Raw genomic sequence first — 20,485 nt, 5'->3', positions numbered from 1 at the left:
AATCCTATTTCAGGCGCGCCACATAGCGCACGGTTTCAGGGTCATACCAGGTCAGCGAGGCCTCGACCGACCGGCCATCCTGCGCCCAGCTGACGCGGGTGATCAGCGGCAAGGGCGTGCCGGGCGGGTGCGGAAATTCGGACGGCGCCCAGTCCGGCAGCGGGCCTTGGCCGATGCTGTCCTCGGCCCGCGAGATCCAGATGCCCAGGCGTTGGCGATAGAAGAGATAGAGGGACTCCAGCAGGTCGCCGGGGGCGATCCGGTCGACCTCGGCCCCATCCAGCCAGATTTCCTCGACCGCCGCGACCTGGCCGGACAGAAAGCGCAGACGTCGGATGCGATGACCCTCGGCACTGGCGCCAAAGGCCGGAAGGACGGGGTTCTTGGCACCGCGATCGACTGAAAGGACCCGCGCAGTGGGCAGGCCGCCGCCTTCCACCCGCTCCAGCCGGAAGAGGGCATAGACCGACGCCGCGTCGGCCTTGGCACGGATATAGTTGCCCGACCCCTGCACCCGGTCGAGCAAGCCCTTTTCCGTCAGCGACTTCAGCGCCTGACGCAAGGTCCCCACGGCAATTCCCATGTTTGACGCCATGTCCCGTTCCGGCGGCAGGCGTTCCCCATCGATCAGGCGGCCCGCGGCGATGTCGCGGATCAGAAGTTCGGCGATCTGCTGATACAGCGGCAGCGATCCGGGGTGAGCCATTACGTCGCATCCGAAATTGATACATGATTGATCTACATCAAAGCCAGTGCTACGCAAGAGGAAAGCAACCGCCGGAGACACAGAATCATGTCGGTCGTGCCGATCACCTCACCTGACCTGGATGCCTGCGAGGTCAGCTGGTTCGCCGCGCTCTGTTCCGACGACTACCAGTTCCTTGGCGTGCCGGACGGCGACCTGCGGTCCAGCTGGGCGCATTGCTCTGACATCGTGAAACGCGCCGAAAGCCACGGATTCCGCAACATCCTTTGCCCATCGTCGTATCAGGTGGGGCAGGACACGCTCTCCTTTGTCGCGGGCTGCGCCCCGATCACCGACCGCATCAATTTCCTCGCCGCCATCCGCTGCGGCGAGATGCAGCCCGTCATGCTGGCCCGCACGGTCGCCACTTTGGACCACATGCTGCAGGGCCGCCTGACGCTGAACGTGATTTCCTCGGACTTCCCCGGTGAAGTCGCCGACAGCGCCTATCGCTACAAGCGCAGTCATGAGGTCGTGGAGATCCTGCGCCAGGCCTGGACCCGCGACCACATCGAATATTCGGGCGAGGTCTACCAGATTTCGAAGATCACCACCGATCCCGCGCGCCCCTACCAGCAGAACGGTGGCCCGCTTCTGTACTTCGGCGGCTATTCCCCCGATGCGCTCGAACTCTGCGGCGCGCAGTGCGACGTCTATCTGATGTGGCCCGAGCCGATGGAGATGCTGGCCAAGCGCATGCGGGACGTCCACGCCCGCGCCGAAGCGCATGGTCGGACGCTGGACTATGGTCTGCGCGTCCACATGATCGTCCGCGATACCGAGGCCGAGGCACGGGAGTACGCCGATTACATCGTGTCGAAGCTGGATGATGAGTACGGCAAGCTGATTCGCGACCGGGCGCATGACTCGATCAGCCTAGGCGTCGCGCATCAGGCCCGCGCACGGGAGCTGGCCGACCAATTCGGCTATATCGAACCCCACCTCTGGACCGGGATCGGCCGTGCGCGGTCGGGCTGCGGCGCGGCGCTTGTCGGATCGGTCGATCAGGTTATGTCCAAGCTTGAGGAATACCAGGCAATGGGCATCCGGGCCTTCATCTTCTCAGGCTATCCGCATCTGGACGAATGCGACCATTTCGGCACGAAGGTGATGCCCCAGCTGAAGACCTGCTCACTGCCCCACGCCTACGGCCGGGTCCCGGCCACGACCCCCGCCACCCCCCTGGGCACCGGAGTGCGCCGCTAATGGAACGTCTCACCCTTGGTCCGATCACCATGTCGCGCCTCGTCTACGGCATGTGGCGGTTGGGCGATGACCCCGACACCTCTCCCGCCCATGTGCAGGCCAAGGTCGAGGCTTGCCTCGCGCAGGGCATCACCACGATGGACCAAGCTGACATCTATGGCGGCTACACAGCTGAGGCTTTGCTGGGTGCGGCCCTCCGCGCGGCCCCTGCCCTGCGTGACAAGATCGAGATCGTCACCAAATGCGACATCGTCGCGCCCGTGGGTCGCCACTCGGCGGCGCGGGTCAAGTACTACGACACCTCTGCCGCGCATATCACCGCCTCGGTCGAGGCCTCGTTGCGCGAGATGGTCACAGACCGGATCGACCTGCTGCTGATCCACCGCCCCGACCCGCTGATGGACCACCACGAGACGGGCCGCGCGCTGGACGCCCTTGTCGCCAGTGGCAAGGTCCGTGCTGTCGGCGTGTCGAACTTCCGGCCCTGGGATTTCACCCTGCTGCAATCGGCCATGACGCAGCCGCTTGTCACCAACCAGATCGAACTGTCGCTGAACTGCCGCGCGCCCTTCACCAACGGCGACCTTGCCTTCCTCCAGGAACGCGGGATTGCGCCAATGGCCTGGAGCCCGCTGGCCGGCGGCCATCTGCGGGCCGAGGCGAACGACGGCCTCAGCGCCCGGATGGACGCCATCGGCAAGGCCGCTGGCACCGACTGGACCGCCGTGGCGGTAGCCTGGCTCTTGCACCATCCGGCAAAGATCATCCCGGTTCTGGGCACCAACACCCCGTCCCGCATCGCCGCGATCTCGGACGCCGCCCGCGTCCCGATGGACCGCCAGACCTGGTTCGAGCTTCTGACGCTCGCCCAGGGGCATGAGGTCGCGTGATGGCGGATGGCGGCCTCCAGTCCACGGGGATTGTGCCGGACGCGGGCAATGCGCGCCTTTTCCGCGATGCGCTGGGGCGCTTTGCGACCGGCGTGACACTGGTCACGATCCAGGGTCCGGACGGGCCGATGGGCTTTACCGCCAACAGTTTCGCAAGCCTTTCTCTGGACCCGGCGCTGGTCCTGTGGTCGCTGGCCCGCTCATCGCGGCGCTACGACTTTTTCGCCGCGGCCCGGCACTATGCCATCCATGTGCTCGCACAGGATCACGCGGACCTGCCGACCCGGTTCTCCAGAACCGGCGCGGGGTTTGCTGGCCTCAACTGGCAGCCGAACGCCGAGGGCGTGCCGGTCCTGCCCGGGGCGCTGGCGCGGTTCGACTGCGCCCAGCATGCGACGCATGATGGCGGCGATCATCTGATCATCGTGGGACAAGTCCTGCGGCTGGCCCTGGAGGAGGGCGAGCCGCTGGTCTTCGCGAAAGGCAGGTACGGAAGATTTGACGGCTGACCCCCGGGGAGAGGGGGGCAAAGGGAGGAGACGTGACCGCACTTCTGGCCATCTGCAACGGCCTGGCCCTGGTTAACGGCGCGCTTCTGGCGCTTGGCCGCTGGATCGGGGCTGTCTGCCTTGGCCTGATGGTGGTGGCGATCCTGGTGCAGGTCTTTTTCCGCTATGTCCTGAACAACGCGCTGCCCTGGCCCGAGGAGGCCTCGCGCTTCCTGATGCTCTGGTCAACGGGTCTCATGGCCCCGACCGCCTTTCGCCGGGGCGGGTTCGTCGCCATCGACATGGTGATCCGCATGCTGCCGCGCGCCGTGGCGACCGGGCTTTCGGTCTTCCTGATGGCGGTGACAATCCTCGTCCTCTGGATCGCCCTTGGCATTGGCTGGTCCGAGGTCACCGGTCTGGGTGGCCGATTCGAGACGGACTCTCTGCGCGTCCCGGTCAGCCTGGACCTGACGACCTGGATGAAGGTCCCGAAGTCCTGGATGATGGCATCCCTGCTGGTCGGCGTGGCACTGTTGCTGCTGGTCGCCATCGAACTGGCCTTGCGCAACATCTATGCGCTGATCCGGGGGCCGGAGGGCCTGCGCGACATTCCCGACGCCGTCATGCTTGGATCGGGGGCCGAATAGATGCTCAGCTTCTTCCTGCCTCTCTTCCTCGTCTTCCTGATGCTGGGCCTGCCGGTGGTCTTCGGCCTGCTGGCCGCGCCCGCCATCCTCTTGTGGCTGAACGGGCAGGAGCGCGACATCGTCCTGCTCTACCGCAACGTCTACGAGGGGATGAACTCCTTCCCCCTCATGGCGATCCCGTTCTTCATGCTGGCCGGAGAGCTGATGAACCGCGGCGGCATCTCGGCCCGGATCGTGGGGTTCGCGCAGTCGATGGTCGGCCATTTCCGCGGCGGTCTGGCGCAGGTGAACGTGGTCGATTCCATGCTGTTCGCGGGGATCTCCGGCTCGGCCGTGGCCGATGTTTCGGCGCTGGGGTCGATCATCATTCCGCAGATGGAAAAGAAGCGCTATCCAAAACCCTTCGCCGCCGCGATCACCGCCGCCAGTGCGATCATCGGGCCGATCATCCCGCCCTCGGGCATCATGATCATCTACGCCTATGTGATGGGCGAAAGCGTAGCCGCGCTGTTCCTGGCCGGGATCGTGCCGGGCATCCTGATCGGGGTCGCGTTGATGATTACGATCAAGTTGATGGCGAACCGGTACCGCCTTCCCGAGGCGCTGCCCCGCGCAAGCTGGGCCGAGGCGGGCCGCGCCGCAGGGGCCGCCTTCTGGCCGCTGATGACCCCGGTCCTCCTAATGGGCGGCATCCTGTCGGGGGTCTTCACGCCCACCGAGGCCGCCGCCGTCGCCGTGGGCTACAGCTTTGTCATCTCGATCTTCATCCTGAAGACCCTGACCTGGCGCGACATCCCGGGCGTGCTGACCCGGGCGGGGATCACCAGTTCGGTCGTGATGCTGCTGGTTGGTGCTGCGATGGCCTTCAAGACAGTCGCGGCCCTTGCGCATACGCCGGAGCTTCTGGCATCGACGCTCCTCAGCATCACCGAGAACCCGCTGCTGCTGCTCCTGCTCGTGAACCTCCTCCTCTTCATCGTCGGCATGTTCCTCGACGCAGGTCCCGCGATCATCATCCTGGGGCCGATCCTGGGGCCGATCTTCGTCTCGCTTGGCGTCGATCCGGTGCATTTCGCCATCGTGATGGTCGTCAACCTGACCGTGGGCCTGCTGACGCCGCCGATGGGACTGGTGCTGTTCGCCACCTCGGCCGTCTCGGGCCTTAGGGTGGAAACCATCGCCCGTGCCGTGATGCCATTCCTGGCCGTGGAGTTCCTGGTGATCCTTCTCATCACCTATGTCCCGGCCATTTCCCTGACCCTGCCCCGACTTCTGGGGTTCGTGGACTGACCTTTCAACACCGACAAGAAACCAACAGGAGGAACCATGTTGACATCATCCCTGAAATCCCTCGCGCTGGCCGCGCTTCTGGCGGGCACCGCCGGGGCAGCCTTTGCGCAGGACATCATGCTGCGCGCGACCGCCAACTCGAACGAACAGGACGAGGACTATGACGGCCTCGTCGTCTTCAAGAATTACGTCGAGAATGCCTCGAACGGCGCGATCGGCGTCGAAATCTTCATGGGCACCCAGCTTTGCGCCAAGGGTGACGAATGCCTTGCCGGGGTGGCCGATGGCACCATCGACATCTACATTTCCACCTCGGGCGGGGCTGCGGGCCTGTTCCCCTATATCCAGGTCCTCGATCTGCCGTACCTGATGTCGGACGACCGCGTGGCCGAGGAAGTGCTGACCGGCACCGACTTCACGGCCAAGCTGCGCGCAATGGCGCTGGCGGATTCCGGCGACAAGATCCGCCTGATGACCATCGGCAACACCGGCGGCTGGCGCAACTACGCCAACACCAAGAAGCGAATTGCTGCACCCGGAGACCTGGCCGGCCTGAAGATGCGGACCGTTCCTGCCGACCTGCCGCAGACGCTGGCCACCACCCTTGGCGCATCGCCGACGCCGATCCCGTGGCCGGAACTGTTCACCTCGCTGCAGACCGGCGTCGTCGAAGGCACGGCGAACGGCATCACCGACATCATGTCGATGAAGTTCACCGATGCCGGGATCAAGTACCTGACGCTCGACGGCCACAGCTACATGGGCGCCTTCTGGTGGATGGGCAACGACCGCTTCAAGTCGCTGACCCCGGAACAGCAGCAGATCGTGGTCGACGGCTTTGCCGCGCTCCAGCAAGCCACCTTCGCCAGCCCCAAGCGCAAGGAAATCCAGGCCTATGCCGACTTCCGCGCCGCGGGTGGCGAGATCTACGTGCCCACCGCCGAGGAAAAGGCAGCCTTCAAGGCCGCAGTCGAGCCGGTGTTCGAGTGGTTCAAGGCCAATGTGAAGGGCGGACCGGAAGTGCTGGACGCATTCACCGCTGCTGTAGCAACAGCGGAAACGGCTGTCGCGGCCGACCGTGCCGGTGAGATGAACTGATGCACCCGGTCGCGGGCAGGCAGCACTTGCCCGCGACCCCTTGCTGACGCCAATCCGGATTCTCCGCGGGTGGTGCGTGGTGCCGTCGGGCGAATGCTGACCGGTCTCGGTGACAAGGGCGCAGCGGGACTGGGCTGCATACACATTGTCTCCTGCGGCAAGGGACCGAAATGGACGGACGTGTGATCGCTCAGATGCAGGATCGCGCTGCAGGTGTGACGGTCATCCTGTCAACTTGACCAGCTAGACGTCCGAGGGTGTGTCCGCATGCAAGTAGCGCGCGGACAACAAGCGATACGGGCGCGATCGCAGCGCAAGCACTGCCACCAGAACGCCAACAAGCCCAGCCACGGTAAAGACCAGCGCGATGCCGCGGTCCGGCCCGGTGCCGAACCAGCCGCCGATAGTCTGCGCGCCCGCGCCATCGGTCATGAAGGGGATCACGACAAACTGGGTAAGGGGGCCGATCAGAAAGGCAGTCAGGGGCGAGGCAGCCTGTTCCATCGACTGGGCGAAGCCGAACACACGACCTTGCCGCTCTACCGGCACGACCTTCTGCAGGGTTGTCTGCTCGGCGGCCTCGGCCACGGGGCCAAGAGCCATCCATAAGAAACATCCCGCAACCAAGAGTGCGAAAGACGGCTGGATGGCAAAGACACTGGCCCCGGCCCAGACCACCACATTCACAAGCAGCAGTGTGCGTACCGGGTTCCTGCCCAGCCCGAACTTTGTCACGGCCATGCCGCCCAGGATGAAGGCAGATGACAGGATGGCGAAGGTCAATCCCCAGACTTCGACCGAGACCAGGCTCAGGCCGTAGGCATCGAGCAAGGCCATGAAGATGCCACCGAGGAAGTTGTTGAACATGGAAAAAAGGATCAGCGCAATAAGACCCGGAACCCCCGCCACAACCCTTATTGTTCCGCGCAGGTCGACCTTGCGGCCGGTCGGAAGGGTGTCCTTCCCTGCGGTTTCGCCATTTTCGACCGGCGCGGGTTCGGTGAAACGGATCGTGCGGATGTCGATCAGCGCCAAGAGTGTCGCCACAACGCAGACGATCAGGGTCAGCTTCATCCCGCCCCAGGCGACCAGAAAGCCCGAAACCGCCGATGTGACAAGGAAGCCAACGCCAGAGACCATGCCCACCAGACCGTTGGCCTTGTCGCGCTCATCTTCGGGGATCAGCAGTGTCACGACAGTCGGCAGGGCAATGCCGCGGATGTTGCCAGCGATGACGCCGCCCATGACCATCAGCACCAGCGCCCAGAGCCAAACGCCGTAGGGATTGATGAAGGCCTGATCCGGCACCATCTGCATCAAGACAAGCGACAAGGAAAAGAAGATCAGCGAGACCAGCGATGAGCCTGCCATCACGGCAATCTTTCCGTGATGATCGACCAGCGCACCCAGCCAGATGCCCAGAAGACCGGTGAAGGTCAGGAAGATCCCTGCAATCATGCCGGTGGCGAAGACTGATCCGGTCTCCAGGAAGACCCAGAATGTTATGGCGAACCACGCGGTAAAGTTGGTGATGTTCGCCAACAAATTGTTCGCAAGGATGCGATGAAAGACTGACATCAGGGGTTCTCGCACGCGTCTTACCGGGCCAAGAGTCGATAGTTGGCACGGCTCCCTGGCCCGGACAAGCTGCCAGCGCGCAACGTTCCAGGCGGGCTTCCCTGCCCAACTGAGCGTTCCAATGATGAAAATGCCAGACCGCACATGGCTATTGGAGGGTTGTGCGCTGACACCTTGGACCGCCGTGATCGAGATGACGTTGGCCACCTTCATGACTTGGTACAGCATTTCCACCAGTCGTTCGGGGTATTCCCTATTGCGCTCTTGGCCCATGGCGGACAGTCCGCACCGCGCATCGGAAGAAGTGCGTGGACGTGCGGCCACGACGTGTGCGGAGCCGATCCCAAACCCGGGTCCAAGGGCTGCAGACTTGCGCTCACGTACCGATCCGCCGCCGATCCTCCACTCATGCAGGCACGCCCCCGGGGAAGAATTCTGCCCAAGCCACGAATAGTGCTTGCATACGTATGCTAAACGCATCACTTGTTGCACGACCCGGAAGGATGCTTTGCTTTTCCATGAGTCGGAACGCGGCACAGTTGGAGAAATGAGAATGTCGGAAAAATCCACCAGCCCCAAAGGCGGCGATCTCACGCCGGCCACGACCGGTCGCGTCATGCAGGTCGAACGCCACGACTACACCGACCTCGCCCCGCAGAACGCCAAGCGCACCCAACCGATGCGCGGCTTCGACGCGATCTACACCGACATCGTCGACTACATCGTCCGCTGCACCCACCTGATCTGGGACGAACGCGACATCGGCCTGATCTACAGCCACTACACCCACAACTGCGTGCTCTACGGCACCACCGGCACGCTTTACACGCGCGAGGAAGTCGTCCGCGACACGATCCAGCGACTTGTTTCCTTCCCCGAACGCCGCGGCATGGCGACCCATGTGATCTGGAAAGGGAACGAGGACGACGGCTTCTACACCTCGCACCTGGTCACCGGAACAGGGCGGCACAGCCAGAACGGCCACCTCGGCCCGGCCACCGGGCGCATGTTCACCAGCCGCACCGTTGCCGACTGCATGATCTATGAAAACAAGATCTACCGCGAATGGGTCGTCGCCGACACCACCGCGATCCTGCAGCAACTGGGGATCGATGTGCAGGGCTATGCCGAGCGCATCGCCAAATCCGCCTTCGACAAGGGCATGGTTTCGCTGGATATCGGCGAAAACCGCGCGCAAGTAGGCCAGTACCCGCCCGAGGCTGAGCCGGACCTCAGCCTCGCCACTTCAGACCTCGAACGCCACACGCTGCGCTGGCTGCATGACGTCTTCAACCGCAAGATGCTGGGCACAATCGCCAAGGTCTACGCGCCCACCGCCCAGTATCACGGCCCCCTGATGGCCGAACTTTACGGCCACGCCGCGATCATCCATCAGACCCTTGGCCTGATCGGCAGTATCCCCGACGCGGCCTTCACCGTGCACCACATCTGCTCCACCCCGTGCGAGGAAGGCGGCGAAAAGGTCGCCGTCCGCTGGATCATGGAAGGCCACCACATCGGCTATGGCATCCTGAACCACCTGGGCAGCCCCACCGGCAAGCGGGTGCAGATCATGGGCATCACCCACTTCCACTACAAGAACGGCAAGATCGTCGACGAATGGCGCGTCTATGACGAAGCCTCGGCCCTGGTCCAGGTCAAGCTGGCGCAGATGGCCGACGTCAAGGCCGCGGGCCTCACCGCGCAAACCTGACCAACCTCCGCCCAATGACTCAAGCGGCCCGCCCCACCCGGCGGGCCGTTCGCTTTTCCGGCCCTGCGGGCCAGCGCCGCACATAGTGTTTGCAATCGTATGCAAAAGATGCTTACCTGCCCCGAAGGCCGGGACCAATCGAGTCCCGCGCCATCCGACAGGTCAACCGGCGAGCATCGCCAGCAGAGGGGAACACGAATGAAACTCACCAGAACCTTCGCGGCGGGCGCAGTCAGCCTGGTCGCGCTGATCGCCGCCTCCACCGCCTTCGCCGATTGCGGGATCGAAGGCAAAGGCTCGGTCCGCATCCTGTCCAACGACTTCGAGGCGCTGCGCATCGTCAACGACGTGGCCCTCTCCTGCGCCACTGCCGACGTGACCGTCACCGCCAACGCCACGGCGGAGCACAAGAACATCCAAGGGCCCGCCCTGACCGTGAACCCGGCGGAATACACCGTCGCCGTGGTCGCCAACAACTCCATCGTGCCCTTGCTGAACGACGACCTGATCCGCCCGCTGGACGACCTGGTGGCCAAGTACGGTCAGTCGCTGCAGCCGAACCAGCTGATCAAGATCGACGGCAAGGTCATGGCCATCGCCTTCATGGGCAACGGCCAGCACATGTTCTACCGCAAGGACATCCTGGAAAAGGCCGGCGTCGCCGTGCCGACCAGCTATGAGGAAGTCCTCGCCGCCGCCCAGGTGATCAAGGACGCGGGACTGATGGAATACCCGCTGGCCGCCTCGGACAAGCCCGGCTGGGACCTCGCCGCGGAATTCGTGAACATGTATCTCGGCACCGGCGGGGAATTCTTCGCCCCCGGTTCGGCGGAACTGGCCATCGACAACGACAACGGCCGCAAGGTTCTGGAAACCATGCGCGCCATGACCGGCTTCATGAACCCCGACTACCTGACCTACGACGCGAACGAGTTGAACAAGCTCTGGGACGCAGGCTCGGTCGCGATCATGAACCAGTGGGGCTCGTTGGCCGGTGCGGCCATCGACCCGGCCACCGCCAATGCCGAAGTCGCTGCCAACACCGCCTTTGCCGCAGCCCCCACCATCGGCGGCGGCACTGTCCCGGCGGCTGCGCTGTGGTGGGACGGCTTCACCATCGCCAAGAACATCTCGGACGAAGATGCTGCCGCCTCGTTCCAGGCGATGGTCAAGGGCATCAGCCCCGAAACCGTCGCAGCGAACCCGACTGCCGCCACCTGGCTGGTTGCAGGGTTTGAACCCGGCCCGACCGCTGTCGGCGTGATCGGCAATGCGAAGGGTGGCGCGCGCGCCTATCCGATGCAGCCCTACATGGGTCTCCTCCACACCGCGCTGTCCGCCGAACTCGCCGACTTCATCGCCGGCAAGGAAGACGCCGACCAGGCCCTTGCCGATGTGAAAGCCGCCTATGACGCCGCTGCCAAAGAAGGCGGCTTCCTGAAGTAACGGCGCCTTTCGCGCCCCGGCCCGGCTGCAATTCCTCCTTGCGGCCGGGCCTTCCTTCCCCGCACCCTGTCGACGCGTCCACCGGGGCCCCGCTTGGCCCCGCGCACCGGCCCATCTTTACTGGAACCTCCCGATGCCGCATCGCACCTTCTTCTTCTTCATCTTCCCCTCAATCCTGGCGATGGTGCTGTTCATCACCCTGCCCATCGTCTCGGTCGTGGTGCAGTCGCTGTTCGTCCAGCATGAGGCCGTGCTGATCACGGTGGAAAACTGCGATCCCTTCGGCTGCTCCGAACAGACCCGTGTCGATACCGAGGCGATGGCAAAGCTAGAGGCGGAACAGCCCCTTGGCCAGTTCGCAGGCTTTTCCAACTACCTGAACCGCAACCACCTTGCCGTGGACGAGATCGGGGCGATCTTCGCCGACAATCAGGGCTTCGGTGACATCGTCAGCCGCATCTTCAACCTGCCCTTCTACAAGGCTTTGTCCTTCACGCTGGTCTACTGCTTCCTTGTGACCCCGCTTGCGATGGGTTTGGGCTTTGCCATTGCCCTGGCCGTGAACACGCTGCCTGGCCTTCTGAAAGGCCCCACCATCTTCGTTTCAATCCTGCCGATGATCATCACGCCCCTCGTCGGGTCGCTGATCCTCGCCTGGATGTTCAACCCCTCCGGCATCCTCGGCGCGAGCCTACAAAGCCTGACCGGAGACCCGGGCCTGTCGCTTCGCGCCTCACCGGTGCTGACCTGGATCGTCCTTCTGGTCTACGGCGTCTGGACCAACGGCCCCTTCTCTTTCGTCGTCTTCTACGCAGGCCTCCAGACCGTGCCGCAGGACACCGTGGAAAGCGCCAAGATCGACGGCGCAAGCCGGTGGGAAGTCATCCGCCACGTCATCATCCCCCACCTCGCGCCCCTCGCCACCTTCGTGGCGCTCGTGCAGCTGATGGACAACTTCCGCGTCTTCGAACCCATCGTCGGCTTCTCGGCCGAGGCGAACGCGACCTCTCTCAGCTGGCTCGTCTTCAACGACCTCGTCGGCCAGGACTCCCAGCTCTTCGGCTCCGCCGCCGCCACCTCGGTGATCACCATCGTCGGCGTCCTGATCCTCCTCGCCCCCGTCCTCCGCCGCACCTGGCGCGAGTTCAATCAGAAGGCGGTGTAAGATGTCCGTTGCCACCCGCCGCCCCGCAGCCCTGAACGCCCTGATCCTCGCCTTCCTGGTGATCTGGGTGATAGCCGCCGCCTTCCCCTTCGCCTGGACCGTCTGGGGCAGCTTCAAGGTCGAGGCCGACTTCTTCTCGCGCCAGTCCTGGTGGATGGCGATCGAGGGTACGCGCACCCAAGCCCAGACCGGGTCGGCATTCACCCTCGCCGGCTACGAAGGCGCATGGGTGAAGAACGAATTCTGGAAGGCCGCGATCAACACCCTGATCGTGACGCTGTCAGTGACAATCATCTCCCTGACCATCGGCACCTTGGGCGGCTACGCGCTGGCCCGCTCCGGCTATCGCTACGCCTTCTGGATCCTGATCGCCGCCCTGATCTTCCGCGCCATGCCGCATATCACGCTGGTCTCGGGCTACATGCTGCCGTTCTTTCAGCTGAACATCTGGGGCGTCCTGCCGACCACGATCATCGTCCTCGTCGCCATCAACCAGCCCTTCACCCTCTGGATGCTGCACTCCTTCTTCCTGTCGATCCCCAAGGACCTCGACGAAAGCGCGATGGTCGACGGCTGCACCCGCTTCCAGGCCTTCCGCATGGTCATCATCCCCGTCATGTGGCCCGGCGTCATCACCACTGGCCTCTTCTCCTTCCTCCTCGGCTACAACGACTTCGCCGTGACCTCGATGCTGCTGGCGCAGGAAAACCAGACCATGGTCCCAAAGATCGCCAGCTTCCTGGGCAGCATCCAGAACGAGGGCAACGTGATGTTCGCCGTCGCCGCCGTCGTCTCGGCCACCGTGCCGCTTTTCATCCTCGTCCTCTTCTTCCAGCGCCAGATCGTCTCCGGTCTGACCGCCGGCGCCGTCAAAGGATAACCCCATGGCCCAGATCCGCCTGAACAACGTCTCCAAACGCTGGGGCTCTTACGTCGCCGTCGACAACTTCACCCTCGACATCGCCGATGCCGAATTCCTCGTCCTCCTCGGCCCCTCCGGCTGCGGCAAGACCACCACCATGCGGATGATCGCTGGCCTCGAAGACGTGACTGAGGGCGAAATCTGGATCGGCAACCGTAAAGTCAACGACCTTGAACCCAAGGACCGCGACATCTCGATGGTCTTCCAGTCCTACGGCCTTTATCCGAATCTCACCGTCTACGAAAATATCCGCTTCCCCCTGAAGGTCCGCCGCATCCCGGCCAACGAACACCACGACCGGGTGATGAAAGCCGCCCAGATGGTGGAGCTCGGCCCCTTCCTCGACCGCCGCCCCGCCGCCCTGTCGGGTGGCCAGCGCCAGCGCGTCGCCCTCGCCCGCGCCATCGTCCGCGAGCCGAACGCCTTCCTGATGGACGAACCCCTGTCGAACCTCGACGCCAAGCTCCGCGTCTCGACTCGCGCCCAGATCAAGCACCTGCACCACACCCTCCGCCGCACCACGATCTACGTCACCCACGACCAGATCGAGGCGATGACCCTCGCCGACCGCGTCGTCGTGATGAACCACGGCCTCGTCCAGCAGCTTGGCACCCCGACCGAGATCTACGACCGCCCCGCCAACACCTTTGTCGCCAGCTTCATCGGCTCCCCCGCGATGAACCTGATCGCCGGTAACATCCAGGATGGCACTTTCCGCGCCGAGGGCATCGCCGTCCCCGCCCAAGGCCAAGGCCCCGTCACCCTCGGCTTCCGCGCCGAAGACGTCCGCGTCAGCGACACCCCCGCACAACTCACCGCCCCCGTTTACTCGATGGAACTCCTCGGCGACGCCACCCTCGTCTCCGTCCGCATCGGCGAGGCACTGGTGTCTGTCCGCGCCCACAAGGACTTTCGCATCGACATCGGCGCGCTGCTTCATGTCGCCATCCCGACCGACAAGATCCACCTCTTCGACGCAATGACCGGCAGCCGCCTGGCATGACACCCTTGCCCGCCAGGACGTTCTCCCCCAAGACTTGGCCCCCAAGGCAGGGGACGACATGGCTGAAAAGGTAACCTCACTCGAAGTGGCCGCTCTCGCGGGCGTCAGCCAATCCGCCGTCAGCCGCGTCTTCACCCCCGGCTCGTCCGTCTCGAAGAAGACCGCCGACAAGGTCCTCGCCGCTGCCGCCCAGCTTGGCTACCGGCCGAACGTGCTTGCCCGGGCGATGAAGTCCGGCAAAAGCCGCATCATCGGCCTCGTCGTCGCCTATCTGGAAAACTACTTCTACCCCGAGATGGTCGAACGCCTGTCGGTCGAACTGCAAAAGGTCGGCTATCACGTCCTGATCTTTCTTTCCCCCGTCAACGTCGACAACGTCGACAAGGTCGTCAGCGAGATCATGGATTATCAGGTCGATGGCATCGTCCTTGCCTCGGTCTCCCTTTCCTCCGAACTGGCCGCGCGCTGCCAGTCGACCGGCATCCCTGTGGTCCTCTTCAACCGGGGCCATGCCGACAAGAACATGTGCTCGGTGACATCTGATAACCACGCCGGGGGCAAGGCCCTCGCCGACTACCTCTGCTCCCTTGGGCATAAACGCATCGCCTATATCGCCGGTTTTTCCGGGGCCACCACCCAGATCGACCGTGAGGCTGGCTTTCGCGCCGGGCTGGCCGAGGCGGGGCAAGACCTATTCGCCCGCGCCGAAGGCAATTTCGACTACCGCACCGCCCAATCCGCCGCGCGCGAGCTTTTCGCCACCTCCCGCCGCCCCGACGCCGTCTTCGTCGCCAACGACCACATGGCCTTTGCCGTGATGGATGTCCTGCGCTTCGAGCTTGGCCTGAAGGTGCCCGAGGATGTCTCCGTCGTCGGCTTCGACGATGTCCCCCCCGCCGCATGGCCCGCCTACAACCTCACCACATTCCGTCAGCGCGTCGACGTGATGGTGGCCGAAACCGTGTCGATGCTCACCGCCTGGATCGCCGCCAAGGAACCCGAAACCGCGCATGTCGTCCTGGGGGGTGAACTGATCATCCGCGGCTCTACCCGCCGCTATGGGGACGCGCGATGAAAACCGATTTCACCAAGGACGAGTTCCGCGCCCGTCTCGCTGCGCTTGGCCTCACCCTCGATGACAAGGCCTTCGCCGCCGCCTGGGCCGGGGCGCAGCATCTGCGGGGCGAAGTCGCAAAGGTCGAAGCCTACCTCAAATCATGACCAACCCCGCCGACCTGTCCCTGCCAGAGGCTGCCGCTGCCCTCCGAGCCCGAACCTTCACCTCCCGCGCGCTGACCGACGCCGTCCTTGACCGCATTGCGGCCCGCAACCCGACGCTCCACGCCTTCACCCACATCGCCGCCGACGCATTGGCCCAAGCCGACCGCGCCGACGCCCTCCTCGCCACAGGCGAAAACCCCGGCCCCTTCTGCGGCATCCCCATCGCCGTAAAGGACCTAATCGACGTCGCAGGCCAGCCCGCCACCTCCGGCTCCCTCGTCCTGCAAGACCGGATCGCCGAAACCGACGCCCCCGCCATTGCCCGCCTTCGCGCCCAGGGCGCTGTCCTTATCGGCAAGGTCGCCACCTACGAATTCGCGATGGTCGGTCCCGACCTCACCCTGCCTGATCCGCCCGCCCGCAACCCCTGGAACCCCGCCCACATCACCGGTGGCTCTTCCTCCGGTTCCGCCGCAGCCGTCGCTGGCGGCCTCGTCCGCCTTGCCATCGGCACCGACACGGGCGGCTCGATCCGCTCCCCCGCCGCCTACTGTGGCTGCGTCGGCCTGAAACCCACCTACGAGCGGGTTTCCCGCGCCGGGGCCTTCCCGCTCTCCTCCAGCCTCGACCACACCGGCCCCCTCGCCGCGACGGTCGAGGAAGCCGCCTTCGCTCTCGACGCGATGTCCGAAGGCGACTGGCGCCCCGCTTCCGCCCGGATCGGCCAACCCATCACCGGTTTGAAAATCGCCTACGCCCGCGACTGGTTCGCGGATGACCCGCAGGTCAGCCCCGCTCTGATAAAGGCGATGGATGAGGCCGCTTCGACCCTCTCCCTCCTCGGCGTGCAGATCACCCTCGTGACGCTCCCCGACTACGCCCCATACGAGGCCGCCGCCTCCGTGATCCTCCACGCCGAGGCGCTGGACGAACACCGCGCCCTGATCCGCGACCACGCCACAGATTACGGCCGCCCTACACTGCAATGCCTCGCCTTCGGGGCTGCCATTGACGCGGAGGATGTGGCGAAGGCCCGCGAAGCCCAAACCCGCCTCACCGCCGAAATGTTTGCGGCGATGGATGGCCACGACCTCATCCTGACCGCCACCACCCTGACCCCGGCACTGCCATTCTTGGCCTTCGACGGCGAAAAGGCCGTCTGGACCCCGATGCGGACCATCGCCTTCAACCTGACCGGCCAGCCTGCCTTGTCGCTGCCCGCAGGGTTTGAAGACGGCCTTCCCCTTGGCCTGCAACTCATCGCCCGCAATGGCGATGAGGACCTTCTGTGCAGGACCGGGCACGCCTTCGAACGCGCCACCGACCATTCCGTCCAGCGCCCGGCCCTCTGACCCGACGCTCTCGGCGCCAAGGCCCGAAAGCAATCGAGGAGGCGCCAGAACGACACCTCCCCAAAAGTTAACACCACCCTAACAGAAAACGCCAACCCGTTGATTCAGAACGGATCACAACGTTTGTCCACCGTGGACACTATCTCACCTGCATCCGGTCCAGCCGCAACTGCGCCGCCCGCCGGTGCCCTTCCAGCGTCTCCGAAGCCGCCTGCCGCGCCGCTGGGGGGGCGACCTGCTTCACCCCCTCTTCGGTCAGCCACTGATGCGTCGCGATCTTCACATAGGCCCCGACCCAGAGGCCCCCCGTATACCGCCCCGCCGCCATCGTCGGCAGCGTATGGTTCGTCCCGGAACACTTGTCCGAATAGACCACGCTGGCGAGTTCCCCGATGAACAGCGACCCGTAATTCGTCAGCTTCGCCGCCATCCCGTGCGGGTCCCGGGTATGAACCTGCAGATGCTCCGCCGCGATGAAATCCGAATAGGCGATCATCGCCGCCTCATCCTCACACACCGCGACCTCTCCGTAGTCCCGCCATGCCGGAGCCGCGACCGAGGCCGTCGACAACCCCTCTAGCTGCCGCTCCACCTCGACCACCACGGCCTCGGCCAGCTTCCGGTCCGTCGTGATCAACCCGACCCTAGTTCGCACGTCATGCTCGGCCTGCGCCAAGAGGTCCGTCGCGATCATCTCCACATCCCCGGTCTCGTCCGCCAGGATGTAGATCTCCGACGGCCCCGCCAGCTGGTCGATCCCCACCGGCCCGAAGACCTGCCGCTTCGCCTCGTTCACGAAGGCATTGCCCGGCCCCATGATCTTCATCACCGGCGGCACCGACTCTGTCCCGTAGGCCATCGCCGCAATCGCCTGCGCGCCACCGATCCGGAACACCCGATCCGCGCCAGATAGATGACACCCGGCCACCATCGCCTGATGCGCGTTCGGCGGGAGACAAGCGATGACCTCCTTCACCCCCGCGACCTTGGCCGGGACGATGGTCATGATCGGAGCTGACAAAAGCGGGAAGCGCCCGCCCGGCACATAGCACCCCACCCGGGAAATCGGGATCACCCGGTGGCCCATGAAAACGCCGGGCAGCGATTCCATCTCCAAAGGCAAGATCGTCGCCAGCTGCGCCTCGGCAAAACGCCGGACGTTGGCGATGGCGAACTCCGTGTCCTTGCGGGTCTGCGGGTCCAGCGCCGCCACGGCCGCCTCCCGCTCTGCCACGCTGATCTCGAGCGCGCCAACTTCGGCCCTGTCGAACTTTACCGAGTATTCCCGCACCGCCGCATCGCCCCGTGCCTTCACATCGGCCAGTACCCCCGCGACCAGTTCAGCGACCGGCTTGTTGTCATTTTCGGCACTGCGGGTCGGGGACTTGACCCAAGAGACTTTTGCGGAAGGATAGGCTTCGGACTGGGCGGACATCTTGGCTCCTTTCGACCCGATGGTCGGGCGTGATTGTCGGATGAGTTGTAGCCCTTCTTGCATACGTCTGCAATTGCTGATTGGAGCCGCGTCAAGGCGGGAAACCTCCCGTGAAGGTAACTTGGCTCACACGGCCGACAGAAGTCTCTTGCCATGCCATCCGCCAATGCACTAAGCCTATTGCAAACGTATTCAAAGCGAGTCCTCCCATGTCAATCACCTGGCTCAAACGCGGCAAGCCCGAGGCGGAACGGGCTGCGGACGATGCTCAGGTCCGGGCCACCGTCGAATCCGTTCTTGCCGATATCTCGGCCCGGGGCGATGCCGCTGTCCGCGCGTTGTCGGTCAAGTTCGACAAGTACGACCCGCCCGCCTTCCGCCTCACCCCCTCCGAGATCGAGGCCGCGATCCAGAAAGTCGCCCCCCGCGACATCGAGGACATCCGCTTTGCCCAGACCCAGATCCGCCGTTTTGCCGAGGCGCAGCGCGCCTCGATGACCGATGTCGAGGTTGAGACCCTCCCCGGCGTGATCCTTGGTCACCGCAACATACCGGTCCAGTCCGTCGGCTGCTACGTCCCCGGCGGCAAGTTCCCGATGGTCGCCTCCGCCCACATGTCGGTCCTGACCGCCTCTGTCGCCGGTGTGCCCCGCATCATCGCCTCGGCTCCCCCAGTCAACGGCGCCCCCCACCCCGCCATCGTCGCCGCCATGCACATGGGCGGCGCGCACGAGATCTACGTCCTCGGCGGCATGCAGGCCGTCGGCGCCATGGCCATCGGCACCGAAACCATCAAGCCGGTGGACATGCTGGTCGGCCCCGGCAACGCCTATGTCGCGGAAGCCAAGCGCCAGCTTTACGGCCGCGTGGGCATCGACCTTTTCGCCGGTCCGACCGAAACCATGGTTATCGCCGACGACACCGTCGATGCCGAGTTGTGCGCAACCGACCTCCTAGGCCAAGCCGAACACGGCTATAACTCGCCCGCCGTGCTGGTGACGAACAGCCGCAAGCTGGCCGAAGCCACTATGGCCGAAATCGACCGCTTGCTGAAAATCCTCCCAACCGCCGCGACCGCCTCGATCAGCTGGCGCGACTATGGCGAAGTGATCCTCTGTGACAGCCATGAGGAAATGCTGGAGGTCGCCAACGACATCGCCAGCGAACACGTCCAGGTCATGACCGACCGCGACGATTGGTATCTGGCAAACATGCACTCTTATGGCGCGCTGTTCCTTGGGCCGCGCACAAACGTGGCAAACGGCGACAAGGTAATCGGCACCAACCACACGCTGCCGACAAAGAAGGCCGGGCGCTACACCGGCGGCCTTTGGGTTGGCAAGTTCCTGAAAACCCACAGCTATCAGCGCGTGACCACCGACGCTGCCGCCGCCCTGATCGGCGAATACGGCAGCCGTCTCTGCATGCTGGAGGGCTTCGTCGGCCACGCCGAGCAGTGCAACATCCGCGTCCGTCGCTATGGTGGCCGCAACGTGGAATACGGAACCGCTGCCGAATGACACTGCCCCGCACCCCTTCCTTCCGGCTTGACGGCCGCCGCGCGCTGGTCGCCGGGGCGTCGTCCGGGATCGGGGCGGCCTGTGCGGTTGCGTTGGCAGAACAGGGCGCGCAAGTAACCCTTTGCGCCCGCCGCGAGCCGGAGCTGACGTCGCTGGCGGAGGAGATGCAGGCCGAAGGCTGGCAGGCCGATATCCTGCCGCTCGACATCACCGATCTTGCCGCGACCGAGGCCGCCATTTCCGCCCGTCCGGCGTTTGACGTGCTGGTGAACTCGGCGGGCCTCGCGCGACATTCCCCGGCCATCAACACGACGGCCGAGGATTACGACGCCGTCACCAACCTGAACGTCCGCGCGGCCTATTTCCTGACCCGCTCGGTCGCAAGACGTCTGTTGGCCGAGGGCAAGCCCGGCTCGCTTATCAACATCACCAGCCAGATGGCGCATGTCGGCGGGATTGACCGGGCGGTCTATTCGGCCACCAAGCACGCGGTCGAGGGGATGACCAAGTCCATGGCCATCGAATGGGGGCCGCACGGCATCCGTGTGAACACGATCGCGCCGACCTTCATCCGCACTGCGCTGACCGCCGCCACCTTCGCCAACCCCGAACGCGCCGCCTGGATCGCGTCAAAGATCAAGCTGGACCGGGTGGGCGAGGTGACGGACATCATGGGCGCGGTCGCCTTCCTCGCCTCGGACGCCGCCGCGCTGGTGACCGGGACCTCGCTGATCGTCGACGGCGGCTGGACCGCAGACTGAG

At 64.7% G+C, this 20,485-nt stretch carries 19 protein-coding genes; 16 read left to right on the top strand and 3 right to left on the bottom strand.

Features of this window, described 5'->3' with window-relative positions; translation table 11 throughout:
• Positions 1-4 precede the first annotated feature (4 nt).
• Complete coding sequence (locus E8M84_RS15045) at positions 5-706, bottom strand: GntR family transcriptional regulator (RefSeq protein WP_137112040.1); 702 nt, start codon at positions 704-706, stop codon at positions 5-7.
• Positions 707-793: 87 nt separating this feature from the next.
• Between E8M84_RS15045 and E8M84_RS15040 the strand changes: the two genes are divergently transcribed.
• Genes E8M84_RS15040 through dctP form a run of 6 tightly spaced genes read left to right on the top strand, consistent with a single transcriptional unit; the run spans position 794 to position 6,367 of the window.
• Positions 794-1,951: an LLM class flavin-dependent oxidoreductase gene (locus E8M84_RS15040; RefSeq protein WP_137112039.1), complete on the top strand. Its 1,158-nt coding sequence runs from the start codon at positions 794-796 to the stop codon at positions 1,949-1,951.
• Entirely contained in the window at positions 1,951-2,841 is an 891-nt protein-coding gene (locus tag E8M84_RS15035) for an aldo/keto reductase family oxidoreductase (RefSeq protein ID WP_137112038.1), read from the top strand. The genes E8M84_RS15040 and E8M84_RS15035 overlap by 1 nt, the downstream gene beginning before the upstream one ends.
• Positions 2,841-3,350: a flavin reductase family protein gene (locus E8M84_RS15030; RefSeq protein ID WP_137112037.1), complete on the top strand. Its 510-nt coding sequence runs from the start codon at positions 2,841-2,843 to the stop codon at positions 3,348-3,350. The genes E8M84_RS15035 and E8M84_RS15030 overlap by 1 nt, the downstream gene beginning before the upstream one ends.
• Positions 3,351-3,382: 32 nt before the next feature.
• A complete protein-coding gene (locus E8M84_RS15025) occupies positions 3,383-3,979 on the top strand; it encodes a TRAP transporter small permease (protein ID WP_170971960.1) in 597 nt (198 codons plus the stop codon).
• On the top strand, positions 3,980-5,269 hold the full coding sequence (locus tag E8M84_RS15020; protein WP_137112036.1) for a TRAP transporter large permease: 1,290 nt from the start codon (positions 3,980-3,982) through the stop codon (positions 5,267-5,269). It abuts the gene before it with no gap.
• 36 nt (positions 5,270-5,305) lie between these two features.
• Positions 5,306-6,367, top strand: coding sequence for a TRAP transporter substrate-binding protein DctP (gene dctP / locus E8M84_RS15015; RefSeq protein ID WP_137112035.1), 1,062 nt, complete (start codon positions 5,306-5,308; stop codon positions 6,365-6,367).
• Positions 6,368-6,610: 243 nt separating this feature from the next.
• Here dctP and E8M84_RS15010 read toward each other — a convergent pair whose 3' ends face one another.
• Positions 6,611-8,515, bottom strand: a complete 1,905-nt coding sequence (locus E8M84_RS15010; RefSeq protein WP_205914630.1) for an MFS transporter — start codon at positions 8,513-8,515, stop codon at positions 6,611-6,613.
• Here E8M84_RS15010 and E8M84_RS15005 point away from each other — a divergent pair.
• The 8 genes from E8M84_RS15005 to E8M84_RS14975 all read left to right on the top strand — a co-directional run bounded on the left by E8M84_RS15005 (position 8,499) and on the right by E8M84_RS14975 (position 16,768).
• Complete coding sequence (locus tag E8M84_RS15005) at positions 8,499-9,659, top strand: ester cyclase (protein WP_240790408.1); 1,161 nt, start codon at positions 8,499-8,501, stop codon at positions 9,657-9,659. The genes E8M84_RS15010 and E8M84_RS15005 overlap by 17 nt on opposite strands.
• 198 nt (positions 9,660-9,857) lie before the next feature.
• The gene (locus E8M84_RS15000; RefSeq protein WP_137112033.1) at positions 9,858-11,105 is read left to right on the top strand and encodes an ABC transporter substrate-binding protein; all 1,248 of its coding nucleotides are present in this window, start codon (positions 9,858-9,860) and stop codon (positions 11,103-11,105) included.
• A 133-nt stretch (positions 11,106-11,238) separates the two neighbouring features.
• Entirely contained in the window at positions 11,239-12,270 is a 1,032-nt protein-coding gene (locus E8M84_RS14995) for a carbohydrate ABC transporter permease (protein WP_137112032.1), read from the top strand.
• 1 nt (position 12,271) lies between these two features.
• Positions 12,272-13,150 (top strand): carbohydrate ABC transporter permease, encoded by an 879-nt coding sequence (locus E8M84_RS14990; RefSeq protein WP_137112031.1) that lies wholly within the window; start codon positions 12,272-12,274, stop codon positions 13,148-13,150.
• Between the two features lie 4 nt (positions 13,151-13,154).
• Positions 13,155-14,195 carry an ABC transporter ATP-binding protein gene (locus E8M84_RS14985; protein WP_137112030.1) on the top strand — a complete coding sequence of 347 codons (1,041 nt, stop codon included), beginning with the start codon at positions 13,155-13,157 and terminating at the stop codon, positions 14,193-14,195.
• A 58-nt stretch (positions 14,196-14,253) separates the two neighbouring features.
• Positions 14,254-15,270, top strand: a complete 1,017-nt coding sequence (locus tag E8M84_RS14980; RefSeq protein ID WP_137112029.1) for a LacI family DNA-binding transcriptional regulator — start codon at positions 14,254-14,256, stop codon at positions 15,268-15,270.
• Positions 15,267-15,416, top strand: coding sequence for a hypothetical protein (locus E8M84_RS21530; protein WP_170971959.1), 150 nt, complete (start codon positions 15,267-15,269; stop codon positions 15,414-15,416). The genes E8M84_RS14980 and E8M84_RS21530 overlap by 4 nt, the downstream gene beginning before the upstream one ends.
• The gene (locus E8M84_RS14975; protein WP_205914629.1) at positions 15,413-16,768 is read left to right on the top strand and encodes an amidase; all 1,356 of its coding nucleotides are present in this window, start codon (positions 15,413-15,415) and stop codon (positions 16,766-16,768) included. The genes E8M84_RS21530 and E8M84_RS14975 overlap by 4 nt, the downstream gene beginning before the upstream one ends.
• Positions 16,769-16,907: 139 nt before the next feature.
• Here the strand turns inward: E8M84_RS14975 and hisD (E8M84_RS14970) are convergent, their stop codons facing one another.
• Entirely contained in the window at positions 16,908-18,203 is a 1,296-nt protein-coding gene (gene hisD, locus E8M84_RS14970) for a histidinol dehydrogenase (RefSeq protein WP_137112027.1), read from the bottom strand.
• Between the two features lie 209 nt (positions 18,204-18,412).
• On the opposite strand from hisD (E8M84_RS14970), the gene hisD (E8M84_RS14965) reads away from it, so the two are divergent.
• The gene (hisD, locus tag E8M84_RS14965; protein ID WP_137112026.1) at positions 18,413-19,723 is read left to right on the top strand and encodes a histidinol dehydrogenase; all 1,311 of its coding nucleotides are present in this window, start codon (positions 18,413-18,415) and stop codon (positions 19,721-19,723) included.
• A complete protein-coding gene (locus E8M84_RS14960) occupies positions 19,720-20,484 on the top strand; it encodes an SDR family NAD(P)-dependent oxidoreductase (RefSeq protein ID WP_137112025.1) in 765 nt (254 codons plus the stop codon). The genes hisD (E8M84_RS14965) and E8M84_RS14960 overlap by 4 nt, the downstream gene beginning before the upstream one ends.
• The last annotated feature ends 1 nt before the right edge of the window (position 20,485 follow it).

The organism is Rhodobacter sp. SY28-1, assembly GCF_005222785.1.
In the GTDB taxonomy this organism is placed as follows: Bacteria; Pseudomonadota; Alphaproteobacteria; order Rhodobacterales; family Rhodobacteraceae; genus Tabrizicola.
This window is presented reverse-complemented; position numbering and strand designations above follow the sequence as displayed.

What these genes read in the sequence shown, in the direction of transcription:
- dctP (WP_137112035.1), top strand. Translation starts at nt 5,306, where the DNA reads ATGTTGACATCATCCCTGAAATCCCTCGCGCTGGCCGCGCTTCTGGCG.
- E8M84_RS15030 (WP_137112037.1), top strand. Translation starts at nt 2,841, where the DNA reads ATGGCGGATGGCGGCCTCCAGTCCACGGGGATTGTGCCGGACGCGGGC.
- E8M84_RS21530 (WP_170971959.1), top strand. Translation starts at nt 15,267, where the DNA reads ATGAAAACCGATTTCACCAAGGACGAGTTCCGCGCCCGTCTCGCTGCG.
- E8M84_RS15000 (WP_137112033.1), top strand. Translation starts at nt 9,858, where the DNA reads ATGAAACTCACCAGAACCTTCGCGGCGGGCGCAGTCAGCCTGGTCGCG.
- E8M84_RS14975 (WP_205914629.1), top strand. Translation starts at nt 15,413, where the DNA reads ATGACCAACCCCGCCGACCTGTCCCTGCCAGAGGCTGCCGCTGCCCTC.
- E8M84_RS14980 (WP_137112029.1), top strand. Translation starts at nt 14,254, where the DNA reads ATGGCTGAAAAGGTAACCTCACTCGAAGTGGCCGCTCTCGCGGGCGTC.
- hisD (WP_137112027.1), bottom strand. Translation starts at nt 18,203, where the DNA reads ATGTCCGCCCAGTCCGAAGCCTATCCTTCCGCAAAAGTCTCTTGGGTC.
- E8M84_RS15020 (WP_137112036.1), top strand. Translation starts at nt 3,980, where the DNA reads ATGCTCAGCTTCTTCCTGCCTCTCTTCCTCGTCTTCCTGATGCTGGGC.
- hisD (WP_137112026.1), top strand. Translation starts at nt 18,413, where the DNA reads ATGTCAATCACCTGGCTCAAACGCGGCAAGCCCGAGGCGGAACGGGCT.
- E8M84_RS14990 (WP_137112031.1), top strand. Translation starts at nt 12,272, where the DNA reads ATGTCCGTTGCCACCCGCCGCCCCGCAGCCCTGAACGCCCTGATCCTC.
- E8M84_RS15045 (WP_137112040.1), bottom strand. Translation starts at nt 706, where the DNA reads ATGGCTCACCCCGGATCGCTGCCGCTGTATCAGCAGATCGCCGAACTT.
- E8M84_RS15005 (WP_240790408.1), top strand. Translation starts at nt 8,499, where the DNA reads ATGTCGGAAAAATCCACCAGCCCCAAAGGCGGCGATCTCACGCCGGCC.
- E8M84_RS14985 (WP_137112030.1), top strand. Translation starts at nt 13,155, where the DNA reads ATGGCCCAGATCCGCCTGAACAACGTCTCCAAACGCTGGGGCTCTTAC.
- E8M84_RS15040 (WP_137112039.1), top strand. Translation starts at nt 794, where the DNA reads ATGTCGGTCGTGCCGATCACCTCACCTGACCTGGATGCCTGCGAGGTC.
- E8M84_RS15035 (WP_137112038.1), top strand. Translation starts at nt 1,951, where the DNA reads ATGGAACGTCTCACCCTTGGTCCGATCACCATGTCGCGCCTCGTCTAC.
- E8M84_RS14995 (WP_137112032.1), top strand. Translation starts at nt 11,239, where the DNA reads ATGCCGCATCGCACCTTCTTCTTCTTCATCTTCCCCTCAATCCTGGCG.
- E8M84_RS14960 (WP_137112025.1), top strand. Translation starts at nt 19,720, where the DNA reads ATGACACTGCCCCGCACCCCTTCCTTCCGGCTTGACGGCCGCCGCGCG.